21 protein-coding genes are annotated in these 16,702 nt (G+C 63.1%); 16 read left to right on the plus strand and 5 right to left on the minus strand.

Annotated features, from left to right (window positions below; translation table 11 throughout):
- The first annotated feature begins 6 nt into the window (after window positions 1-6).
- From fliE to ACN9M1_RS22555, 4 genes are all read left to right on the plus strand, one after another.
- Window positions 7-333 (plus strand): flagellar hook-basal body complex protein FliE, encoded by a 327-nt coding sequence (gene fliE / locus ACN9M1_RS22540; protein WP_426399071.1) that lies wholly within the window; start codon window positions 7-9, stop codon window positions 331-333.
- 167 nt (window positions 334-500) lie between these two features.
- Window positions 501-923 carry an organic hydroperoxide resistance protein gene (locus ACN9M1_RS22545; RefSeq protein WP_045203491.1) on the plus strand — a complete coding sequence of 141 codons (423 nt, stop codon included), beginning with the start codon at window positions 501-503 and terminating at the stop codon, window positions 921-923.
- 64 nt (window positions 924-987) lie between these two features.
- Complete coding sequence (locus ACN9M1_RS22550; protein ID WP_426399072.1) at window positions 988-1,431, plus strand: MarR family winged helix-turn-helix transcriptional regulator; 444 nt, start codon at window positions 988-990, stop codon at window positions 1,429-1,431.
- Window positions 1,428-2,510 (plus strand): glycosyltransferase, encoded by a 1,083-nt coding sequence (locus ACN9M1_RS22555; RefSeq protein ID WP_426399073.1) that lies wholly within the window; start codon window positions 1,428-1,430, stop codon window positions 2,508-2,510. The genes ACN9M1_RS22550 and ACN9M1_RS22555 overlap by 4 nt, the downstream gene beginning before the upstream one ends.
- Here ACN9M1_RS22555 and ACN9M1_RS22560 read toward each other — a convergent pair.
- The 4 genes from ACN9M1_RS22560 to ACN9M1_RS22575 form a co-directional block, all read right to left on the minus strand.
- On the minus strand, window positions 2,504-2,860 hold the full coding sequence (locus ACN9M1_RS22560; protein WP_426399074.1) for a flagellar protein FliT: 357 nt from the start codon (window positions 2,858-2,860) through the stop codon (window positions 2,504-2,506). The genes ACN9M1_RS22555 and ACN9M1_RS22560 overlap by 7 nt on opposite strands.
- Window positions 2,861-2,916: 56 nt before the next feature.
- On the minus strand, window positions 2,917-3,363 hold the full coding sequence (gene fliS, locus ACN9M1_RS22565; RefSeq protein WP_426399075.1) for a flagellar export chaperone FliS: 447 nt from the start codon (window positions 3,361-3,363) through the stop codon (window positions 2,917-2,919).
- Window positions 3,364-3,424: 61 nt separating this feature from the next.
- Window positions 3,425-5,473 (minus strand): flagellar filament capping protein FliD, encoded by a 2,049-nt coding sequence (gene fliD, locus ACN9M1_RS22570; protein ID WP_426399076.1) that lies wholly within the window; start codon window positions 5,471-5,473, stop codon window positions 3,425-3,427.
- A gap of 197 nt (window positions 5,474-5,670) precedes the next feature.
- Window positions 5,671-6,492: a flagellin gene (locus ACN9M1_RS22575; RefSeq protein ID WP_426399077.1), complete on the minus strand. Its 822-nt coding sequence runs from the start codon at window positions 6,490-6,492 to the stop codon at window positions 5,671-5,673.
- 422 nt (window positions 6,493-6,914) lie between these two features.
- Here ACN9M1_RS22575 and ACN9M1_RS22580 point away from each other — a divergent pair, with 422 nt between their 5' ends.
- Entirely contained in the window at window positions 6,915-7,550 is a 636-nt protein-coding gene (locus ACN9M1_RS22580) for a LuxR C-terminal-related transcriptional regulator (RefSeq protein ID WP_426400705.1), read from the plus strand.
- Between the two features lie 133 nt (window positions 7,551-7,683).
- Here ACN9M1_RS22580 and ACN9M1_RS22585 read toward each other — a convergent pair whose 3' ends face one another.
- The gene (locus ACN9M1_RS22585) at window positions 7,684-9,420 is read right to left on the minus strand and encodes a putative bifunctional diguanylate cyclase/phosphodiesterase (protein WP_426400706.1); all 1,737 of its coding nucleotides are present in this window, start codon (window positions 9,418-9,420) and stop codon (window positions 7,684-7,686) included.
- Window positions 9,421-9,912: 492 nt separating this feature from the next.
- On the opposite strand from ACN9M1_RS22585, the gene fliL reads away from it, so the two are divergent.
- The 11 genes from fliL (at window position 9,913) to ACN9M1_RS22640 (ending at window position 16,690) form a co-directional block, all read left to right on the plus strand.
- The gene (gene fliL / locus ACN9M1_RS22590; protein ID WP_426399078.1) at window positions 9,913-10,410 is read left to right on the plus strand and encodes a flagellar basal body-associated protein FliL; all 498 of its coding nucleotides are present in this window, start codon (window positions 9,913-9,915) and stop codon (window positions 10,408-10,410) included.
- A 1-nt stretch (window position 10,411) separates the two neighbouring features.
- On the plus strand, window positions 10,412-11,419 hold the full coding sequence (fliM, locus tag ACN9M1_RS22595; protein WP_426399079.1) for a flagellar motor switch protein FliM: 1,008 nt from the start codon (window positions 10,412-10,414) through the stop codon (window positions 11,417-11,419).
- Entirely contained in the window at window positions 11,409-11,864 is a 456-nt protein-coding gene (fliN, locus tag ACN9M1_RS22600; protein WP_426399080.1) for a flagellar motor switch protein FliN, read from the plus strand. The genes fliM and fliN overlap by 11 nt, the downstream gene beginning before the upstream one ends.
- Before the next feature lie 68 nt (window positions 11,865-11,932).
- Window positions 11,933-12,349 carry a flagellar biosynthetic protein FliO gene (gene fliO, locus ACN9M1_RS22605; RefSeq protein WP_426399081.1) on the plus strand — a complete coding sequence of 139 codons (417 nt, stop codon included), beginning with the start codon at window positions 11,933-11,935 and terminating at the stop codon, window positions 12,347-12,349.
- On the plus strand, window positions 12,346-13,107 hold the full coding sequence (gene fliP, locus ACN9M1_RS22610; RefSeq protein ID WP_426399082.1) for a flagellar type III secretion system pore protein FliP: 762 nt from the start codon (window positions 12,346-12,348) through the stop codon (window positions 13,105-13,107). The genes fliO and fliP overlap by 4 nt, the downstream gene beginning before the upstream one ends.
- Window positions 13,108-13,124: 17 nt before the next feature.
- On the plus strand, window positions 13,125-13,394 hold the full coding sequence (fliQ, locus tag ACN9M1_RS22615) for a flagellar biosynthesis protein FliQ (protein ID WP_426399083.1): 270 nt from the start codon (window positions 13,125-13,127) through the stop codon (window positions 13,392-13,394).
- A gap of 30 nt (window positions 13,395-13,424) precedes the next feature.
- Window positions 13,425-14,231: a flagellar biosynthetic protein FliR gene (gene fliR / locus ACN9M1_RS22620; protein WP_426399084.1), complete on the plus strand. Its 807-nt coding sequence runs from the start codon at window positions 13,425-13,427 to the stop codon at window positions 14,229-14,231.
- Window positions 14,232-14,640: 409 nt separating this feature from the next.
- A complete protein-coding gene (locus tag ACN9M1_RS22625; RefSeq protein WP_426399085.1) occupies window positions 14,641-15,339 on the plus strand; it encodes a beta-ketoacyl synthase chain length factor in 699 nt (232 codons plus the stop codon).
- A complete protein-coding gene (locus tag ACN9M1_RS22630) occupies window positions 15,336-16,148 on the plus strand; it encodes a lysophospholipid acyltransferase family protein (RefSeq protein WP_426399086.1) in 813 nt (270 codons plus the stop codon). The genes ACN9M1_RS22625 and ACN9M1_RS22630 overlap by 4 nt, the downstream gene beginning before the upstream one ends.
- Window positions 16,123-16,380, plus strand: coding sequence for a phosphopantetheine-binding protein (locus ACN9M1_RS22635; RefSeq protein ID WP_426399087.1), 258 nt, complete (start codon window positions 16,123-16,125; stop codon window positions 16,378-16,380). Before ACN9M1_RS22630 ends, ACN9M1_RS22635 begins: the two co-directional genes overlap by 26 nt.
- Before the next feature lie 64 nt (window positions 16,381-16,444).
- Complete coding sequence (locus ACN9M1_RS22640; RefSeq protein ID WP_426399088.1) at window positions 16,445-16,690, plus strand: acyl carrier protein; 246 nt, start codon at window positions 16,445-16,447, stop codon at window positions 16,688-16,690.
- The last annotated feature ends 12 nt before the right edge of the window (window positions 16,691-16,702 follow it).

Here is a 16,702-nt window from a genome sequence, read left to right on the forward strand (position 1 = left end):
ATTCACATGGATCTCTCCAACGCCAATTCCGTGGTCTCGCTGATGAACAGCGTGCTGGCGCCGTCCACTGTTGGAAGCAGCACCGCCAGCGGTGGAACCGGCAAACCCAGCGTCGACTTCGGCTCGGTGCTCAAGTCGTCGCTGGATCGTGTCGACGCATCTCAGCAGAAAGCCGAGTCCATCTCTCGCAGTTTTGAGATGGGCAACAACGACGTCGACCTGCACGACGTGATGCTCTCGCTGCAGAAGGCCAACATCGACATGCAGACCGCCGTGCAGGTGCGCAACAAACTGGTCTCGGCGTACCAAAGCATCATGAGCATGTCGATCTGACGCCACCTGGTTCACCCCCGGCTCCGCCCGGGGCGACTTGCGTCGTTCCGTGTCCCGGAAATTTCCCTTGCAATTTATATTGCACACAATATTATTGCATCATCGTTTTTTGATGACCCCCGGCCGACATGTCGCCGACCGGGCTTCCGACACAAGAGGACCGGACCATGAAGACGCTCTACCAAACCCAAGTCACCGCAGAAGGCGGCCGTGCCGGCCATGTTCGCAGTGCAGACGGCACGCTGGACCTGCCGCTCTCGCTGCCCCGCGAACTCGGCGGCGCAGGCGGTGCCGCGACCAATCCCGAGCAACTGTTTGCCGCCGGCTATGCGGCGTGCTTTGAGAACGCCGTGCTGCATGTCGCCCGCGGCAAGCAGATCAAGCTGGCTTCGACGTCGGTCACGGCCACGGTGGGCATCGGCCCGCGTGAGGACGGCGGGTTTGCGCTGACCGTATCGCTGGCGGCAACCCTGGGCGGCGTAGATCAGGCGACGGCAGAAGCGCTTGTAGCCGCCGCACATGGCGTATGCCCCTATTCGCATGCCGTCCGTGGCAATATTGACGTCCAATTGAACACGGTCACGCGCTGAGCCTCATTGAGGCCGATGCGGCACTCGCCGCACGGGCGCCAGACCGTCCCCCCGGGAGTTTTCCGTGAACGACGTGCTGGCGCTCGATCAGCAGCTTTGCTTTCCCCTGTATGCCGCCGGCCACCTGCTGACGCGCCTCTACCGCCCCTTGCTCGACGAGTTGGGCCTCACCTACCCGCAATACCTGGTGATGCTGGCCTGCTGGCAGCAGGCGCCCTGCGCCGTGGGCGATCTCGGCCGCACGCTGTACCTCGACACGGGCACGCTCACGCCGCTCCTCAAGCGACTGGAAGAACAAGGGTTGGTCACCCGCACGCGCGATCCGGATGACCAGCGCCGCGTGGTTATCGAACTGACCGACGCTGGCCGCGCACTGCGCGAGCGTGCCGCGAAGGTGCCGGAAGCGCTGGCCTGCAAGATTCCACTGGAATTGGATGAAATTGGCGCCACGCGCAACACCCTGCGCAAGCTGCTCGACGCCCTCGCCGCGGCGGACGACCGCCAATGAGCGCGTCCTCCACTTCCGCCAATCTGGCCCTGGTTGTCATCGCCCGCAACGAAGCCGCCTGCATCGCGCGCTGCCTGCTCAGTGCCAAGCCCTTTGTTGATCGCATGGTGGTGCTTGATACGGGTTCCACCGACGACACCGCTGCCATTGCCGAGTCATGCGGTGCAGTCGTGCGCCACATGACCTGGGCGAACGATTTCTCCGCCGCACGCAACGCTGCGCTGCAAGCCGCCGATGCCGGCTGGAACCTCATCCTCGACGCGGACGAATGGCTCGAAAGCGGCGGCGAATATCTGCGCACGCTGGCGGGTGCAAATCCCTCGCTAGGCGTGGTGTGCGTCAAGAACGATACCGATGCACCGGAATCCGCCAGCCAACTCATTGCGTGGATCCCCCGGGTGCTGCCGCGCGGCGTGCACTACACGGGGCGCATTCACGAGCAGCCGGTGTCGTCATTGCCGGCGGCACGCGTACCGATCGTGATCCGTCACGACGGTTACACCGCGGCCCAGATGCAAAAGAAAGGCGAGCGCAATACGCAACTACTGCTCGATGAACTGGCGCATCGGCCAGATGATCCGTATGTGCTGTATCAGCTCGGGAAAGAAACCGAGCTGCATCATGAGGACTACGCAAAGGCAGCGGACTACTACACTCGTGCGGCCAACTTGGCGCCGCAGGACGCCCCGTACCGCCGCAACCTGACGCTGCGCTATGTGTACAGTCTGGGCAAGGCAGGCCGAATGGAAGAGGCCCTCGCCCAGGCGGATGCCGGCATCCAAACGTGGCCGGACTTTCCAGATCTGTGCTTTGCGTTGGGATTGATCTTGCTGGATGCGGCGGCCAAGCACCCCGACGAAGCAGCCACCCAGTGGCTACCGCTGGCGGAGCAGATCTTCACCCGGTGCCTGGAGATCGGCGATCAGCCGGAGATGGACGGTAGCGTCATCGGCCGGGGCAGCTTCCTCGCCGCCCAGCAACTGGCGATCGTGTATCAGATGCAGAGCCAGGCGCTCGCACGCAAATCCGAGCACTACCTGACGCTGTCAAAACAACTGCAGAACAACCCGTCTCAATAACGCGCCATGCTGCCATAAGCGTTGCTGGCGGTGGTGGCACGTCGTGCCGTGTCGATGCGCTTTTGCAGGCGCTCCAGACGCGGATACACCATCGCACGAACGCGAGCATCGTCTTCCAGAATGCGTACGAGCAGCGTGCGCTTGCGCTCGATGTCGGCATGCGACAGCGTGGGATGCGGCTCGGAACGGCGCAGCGCATCCACATAGGCGGCGCTTTCGCGTTCGAGTGTGCTGACGACTTCCCAGTTACCCACTTCCGCCGCGCCGACCATTTCAGCGGTCAGGCGAGCGATGGCTTCGTAGCAGATGAACAGACTTTCGCTGTCCTTGATCGGGATGTTCCGGTGCATATTGGCTCCAGTTGGGCCGAATTCAGTCAAAGGTCGCTTCACTCAACGCCACGCTATCAGCTCACCACGCTCAGGTGGCTGTTTGCCACGGCGGCGCCGGGTTGACCAGCCGGGCCCTTCTGGCCGATGGCCAGCCATGCGTCCTGCAGCGGTACCAGCAGGCCGTCTACCTCGGCGAGGATGGCGGGATCGTTGTTGGCGTTGGCCACCAGCAGGCGGCGAAGCATGTAGTCATACAGCGTGTTCAGTTGCACGGCGATGTCGCCGCCGCGCTGGTGATCGAGGCTCGCCTGCAGGCCCTGCCCGATGATCGAAATGGCCTTATCGATCGCGCGCACCTTGGCCAGCACGTCGCCGCGCTCCATGGCGATACCAGCCACGTTGAGGGCAGCGCGCGCGCCTTCAAACAGCATGGCAATCAGACGATGGGGGTTGGCATCGACCACGGATGTCTCGATACCGACTTGCGCATAGGCACCGATGGCACGGCGTGCAGCGTACATGGAAAAGGTCCTCGCTGTAGTCTGTCTTATTTTGGGTTGTTGCTCTAAAACGCAGCCTGACTTAGTTGCTGCTCGAAGTCTGCTTGGCGATGGCCGCGAGCTGCGTCGTCAGGTAACTGCTGGTATTCGTCATGCTCGCCACCGCTGAAGACAACGCGTTGAATTGCGTGTAATACAGCGCCTGCTTGTTGCTCAACTTCAATTGCATGTTGGTGATCTGGCTGGCAAGCGAGGTGAGCGAGTTGTTGATCGAATCGGTCTCGTTCTGCACCATGCCGGTGGATGAGAGCAGGCCGCTCATCACCGTGTTGAGCTGTGCGGCATACCCGCGCTGCACCGTGACGGTACCGCGGCTGCCCAGCACGCCGCCGGTCACGCTCACCGTCAGGCCGTCGACAGCGGTGCCGGTGGCGCCATACAGGTTCTGGCCCGAGCCGGTTGCGGCCACGCCATTGATCGTGCCTTGTACATCCACGCCAGCGGTGGCCGTGGGGCTCGCCCCAAAAAGCGACGAAGCGCCATTGCCCGACACCGACACCGACGACACCGAACCAAACTGGCTGTCGGCAATACTCAGCACACCGCTGGCATTGGCCGACACCGATGCGGTGACCTTGGCGTTCTGCAGCGTGGTCGACGCGTTGATCTGGCTCTGGATCTGCGCGGCCAAGCTGGTTGCGCTGTAGCTGCCCGCCGGCACCGTCACGTTGACGGCCATGCCGCTGATGGTGAACGCCAGCGTGTCGTTCACACCGGCCGTGATCGTCGTATTGGCCGCAGCCGAACCCGTCAGTGAGCCCTGCGTGGCCAGCTGCGTCACGTTGACGGCGTAGCTGCCCGACTGCGTGGTGTCCGAGAACGTCGGCACGCTCACCAGCGAATCGGTGGCCGAGCCCGTGCCGGCAAACAGCCCGGCGACCTGGCTAGGCGACGCGGCAATAGCGGCCGACAGCTTGGAGCTGTCGACCGACAGCGTGCCGTCAGATTTCATCGTCACGCCCACGCTGCCCAGCGACTGGTAGTTGCCTGTGCCGACCGCCTGGCCCAGCACGTCGGTGATCTGGTTGATGAGCGTCTTGGTGCTGACATCGCCCGCCAACGGGCCGTTGTTGGCCTTGTTGGCGGTGTCGATGTTGGTCAGCGTATTCAGTTGCGTGCGCAGCGCGTTATAGCCGTTCACGAAGTTGTTGACGGCTGTGGTGGTGGCAGTCGGGTCGTTGGCCACCGTCACAGTGGTGCTGCCCGTCTTGGCCAGCGTGAACGACGTGCCGTCCACCACGTTGGACAACGTGTTGGTCGGGCTCTGCACCGCGATGCCGTTGATGGTGGCCTGGGCGTTCTGGCCCGTGGTCACCTCGGTCATGTTCTGCGTGCCGGCCGGGTCCTGCGAGAGCAGCGACTGCAGCGTGGCATCGCCCGACACGGAGATTTTCATCTCCGAATTGGACCCGCCGGCCGCGGAAGTCAGCACCAGGCGGTACGGTGAGCCGCTGCCATCGTTGACGATGCTGGCCGACACACCCAGGTTGGCCGAGTTGATGGCATCGCGGATGCCCGCCAGCGTGTTGTTGGACGAGTCGATCGTGATGGAGCCGCCCGCCAGGTTGCCGTTCTGCGTGAACGTGGAACCCGTGTATTTGCCACCAGAAAAGCTGCCGCCAGACACCGAGCCGAACGAAAACGAGATCGTCGTGGACGACCCGCCGCCAATGGCCGCCGTGGTGGAGGTCTGGCCTTGCGCGGCCAGCACTTGCGACTGAGCGAGCTGCGTCACATTGACGGCGTATGACCCAGCCCTGGCTGAGCCGCCGACCGATGCATTGAGCACCGAAGTGTCGTAGCCGCTCGCCTTCATGCCGCTGTAGTTCGACGCACTGGTCAGGCTCGACAGCGCAGTCTGGAAGGTCGATAGCGCGCTTTTGAGCGTGCCCACGGCCGAGAGCTGCGTCTGGTACGAGGTTTGCTGCGTCTGCAGCTGCGTCAGCGGCTGGCTTTCCACGCTCATCAAGCTGGAGACCAGCGAGTTGACGTCGATGCTCGTCCCGATGCCAGGAATTGAAATCGGTGGAACGTAGCTGCCGTTCGTGGAAGAGGTGGTGGTGGTCGCCATGATCAGGTCGAGTAAGCGTCTGCGCCAGCGGAAGTCTCTCTACACAACGGCACTGGCTGCCGCTTCTTTAGGGCACGTTATGCGAACGCCACCCACGAAGAAGAGGGGGTATCCGACAAAAGAAAAAGGCCGGCGCCCCGAAGAGCGCCGGCCTATGGCCCAACCGCCAGGCGGCCAGGCTGCATCCAGCTTACCGATTAGCCCTTCAGCAGGCTCAGGATGCTGTTCGGTGCCGAGTTGGCTTGCGCCAGCATGGCCGTACCCGCTTGCTGCAGGATGTTCTGACGCGTCATGTTCGACGTTTCCGACGCGTAGTCCGTATCGATCATGACCGACTTGGCGGCCGACAGCGCCGTGTTCGACGAGGTCAGCGTGTTGATGGTCGAGGTCAGACCGCTTTGCTGCGCGCCCAGGTCAGCACGTGCTGCCTTCAGGCTGGCCAGGTCGGCGTCGATCTTGGCCTGCGCTGCGGTGGCGTTGGAAGTCGACGTCACGCTCGTGCCCGACAGCGTACCGAAGCTGGCCAGGTTGGCGTTGGTGACGGTTGCTGCGTCGGTCGCTGCGTTTTGGCCGTACTGGAACGTCGTGGACGTCACCGAACCGTCGAACAGCTTAGCGCCGTTGTAGTTGGCGTTGGTCTCGATGTTCTTGTTGGCGGTAGCCAGCTGTTGGTATTCCTTGTCCAGGTTGGCCTGGTCGGTGGTCGACAGACCGCCGTTGTTGGCTTCCACAGCCAGTTGGCGCATACGTTGCAGGTTGTTTTCAACCTGGCCCAGGTACGAGTCGGCCGTTTGCAGATACGACTGTGCGTTGTTGGCGTTCTGGATACCCTGGGTTTGCGAGTTCAGCGTGGTCGTCAGGCTGGAGGCCACAGCGTAAGCAGCGGCGTCATCCTTTGCGCTGTTCACGCGCAGGCCGGTCGACAAACGTTGCAGCGAGGTCTGCAGTGCATCTTTCGATGCCCCCAGTGCTTGTTGCGTTTGCAGGGACGAGATGTTGGTATTAAGGCTGAGGGACATGACGGCTCCTAAGATTCCCGATGGCGTTGTTGCCCGATTGGTTGCTCGTTCCGGCTAGGCCGGGCAACGTGACCTGTAACTTGAAGGGGATCAGGTCTGCGTTGTACTCAGGTTATCGGTGGCCTCCAGAGAAAGTTTAGGGTCGCCTTGACAAATTTGTGCGCGAGCGGCGGTTTGGGCTGGCGGGCACCCCGGGTTGCTCCCCACCGGCGCCCCCTCCAAAAGAGGCACCGGGCCGGCTTCTTGGGCGGCAGCCCCTCGGCTATACTCGACCGACCAGACCCAAAGCGCCCCGTGCCTATCTATAGAGAGCGCTATCGCACAGATGGGGAGTTGCAAGCCCCTCCGGCAAGGCACAGCAGCGCGTAGCCCTCCGGCGGGTAGAAGAGCTCAACGCGAGCCGTTTGACCGCAACGCCCATCATGCTCAATGTCCTGATCGTCGAACCGCACGATATTGCCCGTGTCGGCCTGCGCCAGATCCTCAAGGATTCGCGCCTGGCCCGGCAGATCGAGGCCGTGCCGGACCTGCGCAACGCCAACAACGACCTGCTCGCCGAGCGCGAGTGGGACGTGATGCTGTTTTCAGTGGAATCGGCCTCTGGCGACGAATTCCAGACCATCAAGGCCGTGCGCCAGCAACATGCGCGCCTGGCCGTGCTGGCGCTCGGGCGCCATCCTGAAGCGTTGCTGGCCGTGCGCGCACTCAAGGCCGGCGCCTCCGGCTACCTGCCGATGGACGCCAGCCAGCCGCAGTTGCTCGCGGCCGTCAACGCCATCTCCAAGGGGAAGAAGTACCTGCCGTCCGACCTGGTGGAGGTGCTGGCCGATAACCTGAATGTCGACTGGGACAAGCCCCGTCACGACATCCTCTCCGACCGCGAATTCCAGACGCTGCGCATGCTGGGCTCCGGCCGCACGCTGGGTGAAATTGCGGAGGCACTGCAGATCAGCGCCAAGACCGTCAGCGTGTACCGTGGCCGCGTGCTGTCCAAAATGAAGCTGCGCAACAACGCCGAGCTGACGGTGTACGTGGTCAGCAACGGCCTGCAACTATAGGGCGCCCCGTAAAGCTACTGCGCGGCCCGATCTTGGCGGTGCGATGCTCGCCGTACCCATGACGGCTGCGCTTCTCCCACCAAGCTAGGGCCGCTCGCTACGCTTTCCAGGACACCCTAAATTGACTCAAGACTTATAGAAACCGTGGGACGCGCTCTCCATAGCGGCGGGCGTTTTCTCGCACGAGGTCTTGCACTGCGGTCGGTTCCAGCGGGCGCGCGAGCAGGTAGCCCTGAAACTCATCGCACCCCACTTCGCGCAGGAACTCGAGCTGCCCGGTGGTCTCCACCCCTTCGGCCACGGTCTTCATGCCCATGGCCTGCGCCATCATGATGATGGCCCGCGTGATGGCTGCGCGCTCCGCCACGTGCGGCAGATCCTGCACGAACGAGCGATCGATCTTCAGCGTATCGATCGGGAAGCGATGCAGATACGACAGCGATGAATACCCCGTGCCGAAGTCATCCAGCGCCAGCGACACGCCCATCGCCCGCAGCTCGGTAAGCAGCGCATGCAATGACGGATCGTCGCGAATCAGAATGCCTTCGGTCATCTCCAGCTCAACCGCATTGCCGGGCAAACCGCTGGTGGACAGCGCCCGGCGCACCATGGTGCTCAGTTGCCCCGAGCTGAACGCCTGCCCGGACAGGTTGATCGACATGCGTAAGTGCGGCAGCCCGATGCGGCGCCAGCGCGCGAGTTGGTCGCAGGCGGCGCGCAGGATCCAGCGGTCGATCTCGACAATCAACCCGGTCTCTTCGGCATCGTGGATGAACTGGCCGGGCATCATCTGGCCGAAGTCGGCCGAGTTCCAGCGGATCAGCGCTTCCACGCCGACAATGCGGCCGCTGCGCACGTCCACACGCGGTTGGTAATCCGCGTAGAACTCGTTGCGGTCGCTGGCGCGGCGCAGGCCCGATTCAATGCGGAAACGGCGCGAGACACGGTCGTCCAGATCGCTCGTAAAGGTCTGGAAGTTGTTGCGCCCGCGTTCCTTGGCCAGGTACATGGCGGCGTCGGCCTTGCGCAGCAGCGTGTTGGGGTCGTCGCCGTCGTGCGGTGCCACGGCAATGCCGATCGACACCCCCAGATACAGCTCCTGCCCCTCTATATAGAACGGCGCGCTGAGAGCCGACAGGATGCGCTCGGCCACACGGCGCGTGCCGATGCTGTCGAGCGCCTCAAGCATGACGACAAATTCATCACCGCCCAGCCGGGCGACGGTATCGGCTTCGCGCGCGCAGGCCTGCAGGCGCGCGGCCACTTCCCGCAGCAGCATGTCGCCAAACTGATGGCCCAGCGTGTCGTTGACGTTCTTGAAACGATCCAGGTCCAGGAACATGACCGAGACCCGCGAATGATTGCGGCGCGCAATCGCCAGCGCGTGCTCCAGCCGGTCTTCGAGCGCAGAGCGGTTCAGCAGCCCGGTGAGCGTGTCGTGCGTGGCCAGATGCCGGATGCGCTGCTGCGCCTCGCGGATCTGCGTAATGTCCACCAGTGACACCAGCACCGAATACGGCGGCGCGCCTTCCACAGCGTCCGTCGGCGAGGCGGTCATCGACTGGCCACCTTGGGTATACAGCGGCGTCCAGTTGCTCGACACCCACACGGTGCGACCGTCCTGGCAATGCAGCCCGAAGATCTGGTTCAACTGCGGCTGGCCTTCGGCCAGTACGTCGCGATCGGGCCAGTCGGCTTCGTGGATGGAAGTTTCGAACTCGTCAACGGCCGAATTGACCACCGTGGGCAACAACCGCCCGACCAGTGCGTCCATCGGCATGCCCAGCAGCCGGGCCGCACTCGGGTTGGCGTAGGTGACGCGCCGGTCGGCGCCGCAGACCAGGATGCCCTCGGTCAGCGCGTTGACCATCGACAGCAGATCCAGCTTGGGGCAGAAGCCCGGCAGTTCGCCGCGCGCCGGACAATCGGCGGGCAGGCCGTCGGCATCAACCGTTGCCAGGGCAACACGCGTGGGAAAAGGTAGAGGGTTCAAGACGGCTTCCGGCAAGGCAAGTGTGCGGGCCGGACCACGCCGGCGCGTTCTGTCCACTTACAACGGCAGGCGCCCGTAAATCTTTCGGAACGGCATCACATTTGCGTCAAAAGACGGGCCCGCGCGCTTGACAAGACACATTTGTATTTGCCCAGGCATCATCAATATGCTCCAAACGTCACTTATTGAGGCCGCTTCAACACGTCGGCGGCATCGCAAACCCCCGAGATAGGCCGGATTGACCGCGTTTCTTGTCGGAATGAGGTGGACACAGCTGGGGAAGAATGCCATCCGAGAACCCGACTCTATGGCTTGCAACGTGCGCCAGAGCCGGGAAGCCAATCCCCCCTTTGTTCCCGAGTGATCCCCATGGCCGAAGCTGCTGCCGCTACCACTGCCCCCGCCCCAGCAAAGGGCGGCTCCACCAAGCTGCTGCTGATCATCCTGATCGTGCTCGTGCTCGTCGGCATGGGCGGCGCCGCTGCTTGGTTCTTCCTCGGCGGCGGCAATCACGCCGCAGCCGGCCCCGCCGCTCCGCCCAAGCCGAAACAGCCGGTGTTCGTGGCCATGGAAACCCTCACCGTCAATCTGCAACCCGAAGAAGGCAACGATCGCTATCTGCAGATCGGCATCACATTCAAGAGCTTCGACAAGCACGCCGAAGAAGAGATCAAGACCTATACGCCAGAACTGCGCAGCCGGGTCCTGACGTTGCTAGCCAGCAAGGCACCCACCGAGCTGTACTCGGCCGAGGGCAAGGGCAAGCTGTCCAAGGAAATCGTCGAACAGTGTGAGGAGGTGTTCAAGGCCGTCGGCAAGGAATCGCCGGTGGCGGACGTCCTGTTCACCAACTTTGTGATCCAGTGACATGCTCAAGGAAGAGTTTCTTTCCCAGGAGGAGATCGATGCGCTCCTCAAGGGCGTCTCCGACGACACAGACGATGAACCTGTCGAGGACGCCCCCGCTGGCATACGCTCGTACAACCTGGGCTCGCAGGAGCGCATCGTCCGTGGGCGCATGCCCACGCTGGAAATCATCAACGAGCGTTTTGCGCGCAACTGGCGTATCGGGCTGTTCAACTTCATGCGGCGCAACGCGGAGATCTCCGTCGGGCCTGTGAAGGTGCAGAAGTACAGCGAGTTCATCCGCAACCTGGTGGTGCCGACCTCGCTGAACCTGGTGCACGTCAAGCCGCTGCGCGGCACGGCGCTGTTCGTGTTCGACCCCAACCTGATCTTCCTGGTGGTCGACAACCTGTTCGGCGGCGACGGGCGCTTTCACATGCGCGTGGAAGGCCGCGACTTTACCGATGTGGAGCAGCGGATCATCCAGCGCATGCTGCAGCTCGTGTTCGAGCACTACGCCAAGGCGTGGCAGCCGGTGTACCCGATCGATTTCGAATTCCTGCGCATGGAAATGCACACCGAATTCGCCAACGTGGCCACGCCCAATGAAGTGGTGGTCACCACCAGCTTCAGCATTGAGTTGGGCAGCAACGGCGGCGACGTGCACATCTGCATGCCGTACACCATGATCGAGCCGATCCGCGACCGGCTCACCTCGGCCATCCAGGGCGAGGCGCTGGAAGTGGACAAGCGCTGGCTGCGCCTGCTCTCACAGCAGGTGCAGACCGCCGAGGTGGAGCTGATCGCCGACCTGGCCACGGCCAAGGTGCGGTTCTCCGACATCGTCAACATGAAGGCCGGCGACGTGATCCCGGTGGAGCTGGACGATTGCGTGACCGCCAAGGTGGACGGCGTGCCCGTCATGGAATGCAGCTACGGCACGTTCAACGGCCAATACGCGCTGCGGGTCAACCGCATGCTGAATATGAGCGGCAGCGAGGCTGCCACGGAGTCTGAAGATGACAACTGAACCGACCATGAACCCCGAAGCCAACGCCGACGACATCGATGTCGAAATGACGATGGAAGAGGCCATGGCCCTTGAGGCCGCACAGCGTGCCGCCTCAAACCCGCCAGCCGCGGCCCCTGCCGAAACCAGCCCGGTATTCAAGCCGCTGACGGCCGATGGCCTGGGCGGTGGCAGCGCCCAGCGCAATGACATCGACATGATCCTGGACATCCCCGTGCAGCTGACGGTGGAGCTGGGCCGCACCAAGGTGCCCATCAAGAACCTGCTGCAGCTCGCGCAGGGCTCGGTGGTGGAGCTGGACGCACTGGCGGGTGAACCGATGGATGTGCTTGTCAACGGGTACCTGATCGCCCAAGGTGAAGTGGTGGTGGTGAACGAGAAGTTCGGCATCCGCCTGACCGACATCATCACGCCGTCGGAACGCATCCGTAAGTTGAACCGTTAAGCCACAGAATCCGCCGTTTTTTCGGCACCCTGACAGCAACTACTGCTCCCCCCGGGCAAGGTGTTGACATGAACCAAGCAGTCGATTGGGCCCGCACCTTTGGCGGGCTGTTTGTAGTGTTGGCCATGATCGTGGCGGCAGGCTGGCTGTTGCGCCGCCTGCAGCAGCGTGGCGGCATGGGCCCCTTGGGTGCTGGCCGCCGTCGCGGCCAGGTCATCACCGTGGTCGCCCAGCAGATGCTGGGCGCGCGCGAGAAGGTGGTTGTGGTGGACGTGCAAGGCACGTGGCTGGTGCTGGGCGTCACGCAACAGCACGTGCAGACGCTGCACACGCTGCCGCGCCCGATCGAGGAAGCCACCGAACCCTCCAGCGGCGACGACAGCCCCGGCACTGCCGACGACACGTCCAGCGCGAGCAAGCCGCCCAGCTTTGCCGATGCGCTCTCTCACCAGATCAAACGCCACCTGACGGGGAAGTCGGAATGAAGTTGCGTGTTGTCTTCCGTCCCCTCTTCCGCTGGCTCGCGGTGCTGGCACTGTTGAGCGCCGCCCCGGCCGTCTTCGCACAGGCGCAACCCGGTCTGCCGCTGCTCACGGGCACGGCCGGTGGCCAGAGCTATTCCCTGCCCGTTCAGACGCTGATCTTCCTCACGTCGCTGGGCTTCCTGCCGGCCATCATGCTGATGATGAGCAGCTTCACGCGCATTATCATCGTGCTGTCGCTGCTGCGCCACGCGCTGGGCACGCAAACCACGCCGCCCAACCAGGTGCTGATCGGGCTGGCGCTATTCCTCACGTTCTTTGTCATGTCACCGGTGCTCGACAAGGTGTACACCGACGCCTACGTGCCGCTGCGCGACAACAAGATCACCGTGGAACAAGCCATGGACACCGCCGCCACGCCGCTGCGCCAGTTCATGCTCAAGCAGACCCGCGAGCCCGACCTCGCCCTGTTCGTCAAGATGGGCAACATGCCGCCCATCGCCAGCCCCGAGCAGACGCCCATGCGTGCGCTCATCCCCGCCTTCGTCACCAGCGAGTTGAAAAGCGCATTCCAGATCGGGTTTGCCATCTTCATCCCGTTCCTGGTGATCGACATCGTGGTGGCGGCGGTGCTGATGTCGATGGGGATGATGATGGTCACGCCGTCAATCTTCTCGCTGCCGTTCAAGATCATGCTGTTCGTGCTGGTGGATGGCTGGCACCTGCTGTTGGGCTCGCTCGCCCAGAGCTTTGTGCAATAACGCAATCAGGAGCCACCATGACACCCGAATACGTATTGGACATGGCCCGCCAGGCCATGCAGGTCGCCATGATGGTGGGTGCGCCCATGCTGTTGGTGTCGCTCGTCGTAGGCCTGCTGGTGGCGGTGTTCCAGGCCGCCACGCAGTTGAACGAGCAATCGCTGTCGTTCATTCCCAAGCTGGTGGCCGTGGCCGCCACCATGGTCCTGGCCGGCCCGTGGATCGTCAGCGTCATCGTCGACTACACGCGCGGCGTGCTGACCAACATCCCGAACTACGTCAACTAACGTAGCGCCGCAAATCCAAGCCCACGCCTCATGATCCAGTTCACCGCCACCCAGCTCAACGGCTGGATCGCCATGTATTGGTGGCCGCTGGTGCGCGTGCTGGCGTTCATCGCCATTGCGCCGCCGTTTGCCAATACCGAGGTGCCGAACACGGTCAAGATCGCGTTTGGCGTGATCGTCACGGTAGCGCTGGCCCCCATGCTGACGCTGTCACCGGATGTGGCCAGTGTGTCGGTCGGCTCGTACGAAGGGCTGTGGATCACCCTGCTGCAGGTGGCGATCGGGCTGACGCTGGGTTTCTGCGTGCAGCTCGTGTTTTCGGCCATCAGCGGCGCAGGTGAGCTGATGTCGATACAGATCGGCCTCGGTTTCGCCTCGCTGCTGGACCCGCAACAGACCGAAAGCAGCATGCTGCTCGGCCGCTTCATCAGCCTCACGGCCATCACCGCGTTCATTGCCGGAGACGGCCACCTCGTGCTGCTGCACGCGCTGTTCGACAGCTTTACCGCGCTGCCGGTCTCAGCCACGCCTCTGGCCAACCCCGGCTGGCAGACGCTCGCCGGCAGCGGCACGATCGTTTTTGCACTGGCCCTGCGCATTGCCCTGCCGATCATCGCCATCATGCTGGTCGTCAACTTGGCGTTTGCGGTGCTCTCACGTACCGCGCAGGCGCTGAACCCGTTTGCCGTGGGCATTGCCGCTACGCTGGTGGTGGGGCTGATGCTCGTCATGGTGATGATGACCTCGCTGGCACCTGTGGTGGAGCGCTCCGTCATGGACGCGCTGGAACTGGGCGGCCGGGCGTTTGGACAATTCGGGCAGCTCGGGGCACGCTAAGCCCCTGCCCCAACTTCATCCGAAAGAATTAAAACAATCGTTTTACTCACGCCACAGTGGAGCACCGTCCTGCACGGGAAGTGGGTGTCATCCCTCTGGTTTTGCACGGACGTTTTGTATATCCCCTCCACTTTTTCCGGCTTCGTCGCGCATGTGACACGAATTCACGCAAGTGGTTGTTTTCGGAGGGAACTTTTCAGTATGATTCGGCCCGGGGTTGGGGAATAGCAAGCGTATTGAAAGAGAAAATCGGCCGGGATTAACGGCCCGTGCGTTCACCCAGATCAATCGATAACAACGAGAGCGGATCGGGTGGAGGCAAATGCGCGGGCTTGCGCAACTGCCGCACCCGTGCCGGGGCGCCACGCAATCGCGCGGCACTGGCCCTGCTCCCAACGCGAACACCGATATGCCCGATTTGCACTGGACTATCCCGGTTGCTCGCTGGTCCTGCTGGCCTGCTCTTGGTTCCGATTCAGTTTCGTCGCCTGACCTCGGTTTTATTGAACCGATGGTGCGGCGTCGCCTGAGCACGCTGTCTAAAAGCGCGCTGAAAGTCGCACACGATTGCGTAGCAGACGTACCGCACGCGCGCATCGTGTTTGCGTCCCGGCATGGTGAGTTGCGCCGCACGGCGGGCATCCTGGCCGATATTGAAAACGCCGAGCCGGTCTCCCCCACCGCCTTCAGCCTGTCCGTGCTCAACGCCATGAGCGGCGTATTCAGCATCGCGCGCGGCGACACCTCGCCCGCCATTGCCGTCTCTGCCGGCCCCGCCACGCTGGGCTTGGCGCTGCTCGAAGCACACGCGCAATACACGGCAGACCCGGCCTCGCCGGTGCTGTTGGTCTATGCGGATGAGCCTGCGGACGCGCGTTTTGGCACCGTGACCGATGAGGTGGATGAACGCGCGCTGGCCATCCTGCTCGATGGCACGGCAACGGCTTCGCTGGTGTGCTCGCACAGCGCGCCCGGTGCGGCTGCGCAGGACGTCTGCCCCATGACCACGCAAAGCCAGGCCGTACTGCACAGCCTGGCAACGCACACCTCCAGCACGTGGCAGCACGCCGACGGCACCTGGACGTGGCAATGGCGCGAGGGGCGATGACACATCCATTGACACTGACCACACGCATCAACAAGGCATGGCGCCTGGTGGCGACGGGACTGGCCTTTGTCGTCTTCGGCATCTGCGGCGTGCTGTTTTCCATCATCGTGTTTCCGCTGGCGTGGCTGTGGCCGCATCGCGCCTCGCGCCAGCGCACGGTCACCTTCATCATTCACTGGTTCTTCCGCGCGCTGGTGCGGGCACTGCAATGGCTGGGCGTGATGACGCTGGACATGCAAGGCGCTGAGCGGCTGCGCGCAGGCGGCCCGGCCATCGTGGTGGCCAACCACCCGACGTATCTGGATGTCGTGGTGCTGCTGTCGCTCACGCCGCGTGCCTGCTGCGTGGTCAAGAACGCGCACTGGGGCAACCCGTGCTTCTGGGGCATCGTGCGTTCGGCGGAATACATCAGTAATGCCGACCCGACCGAACTCGTGGAAGCCGGCGCGCGCCAACTGGCCGCCGGCTACACCATGATCATCTTCCCCGAAGGCTCGCGCAGCCCGGCCAAAGACCGCCTGCATCCGTTCTCGCGCGGGTTTGCGCACATGGCGCTCAACGTGGGCGCGCCCATCGTGCCCGTGCTGATGGATTGCAACCCGCCCGCCCTCACCAAGGCCATGCGCTGGTACGACGTGCCGCCGCGCGCATTCTGCATCAAGGTGGCGGTGCTGGAACCCGTCAGCGTTGCCCAATACGTGCCGGAAGGTGCGCCGTCAGCCTTGGCTGCGCGGGCGCTGACCACCGGCATTGAAACCCATATCACCGACCATCTTCTGCACTATGGATTCCTTGAAGCTCGAAATTAAGCAACTCCTGATCGAGGCACTCGATCTGGAAGACATGACACCGGCCGATATCGACGACGACGCCCCGCTATTCGATACCAACGGCATCGGCCTGGATTCCATTGACGCATTGGAAATCGGCATCGTGCTGCGCAAGCGTTATCAATTGACGATTGCCGCCAATGACGAACAGACGCGCGAGCATTTCCGCTCCGTGAATACACTTGCGGCACTCGTCAAGAGCCAACAATAATCGCGCCGCCGCGAATTGCACCAGCGCACCAGCGCACCGGCAGAAATAGGGAGAAAACCACATCATGACGGACACCGAGATCCTCGAACGCATCCGCGCCATTTTCAAAGAGAACTTCGATATCGCCCCCGAACGCGTTACACGCGAGGCGCATCTGTTTGAAGAGCTGGACTTGGACAGCATCGACGCCGTGGACCTGGCCATCAAGCTGCAAGAGATGACGGGCCGCCGCATCAAGCCGGAAGAATTCAAAACCGTGCGCACGGTGGGCGATGTGATCGTCGCCGTGGAATCGCTGCTGGCGGCGTGACCGGATGCCCGC

This window comes from Ralstonia sp. R-29, assembly GCF_049913345.1.
Lineage (GTDB): Bacteria > Pseudomonadota > Gammaproteobacteria > Burkholderiales > Burkholderiaceae > Ralstonia.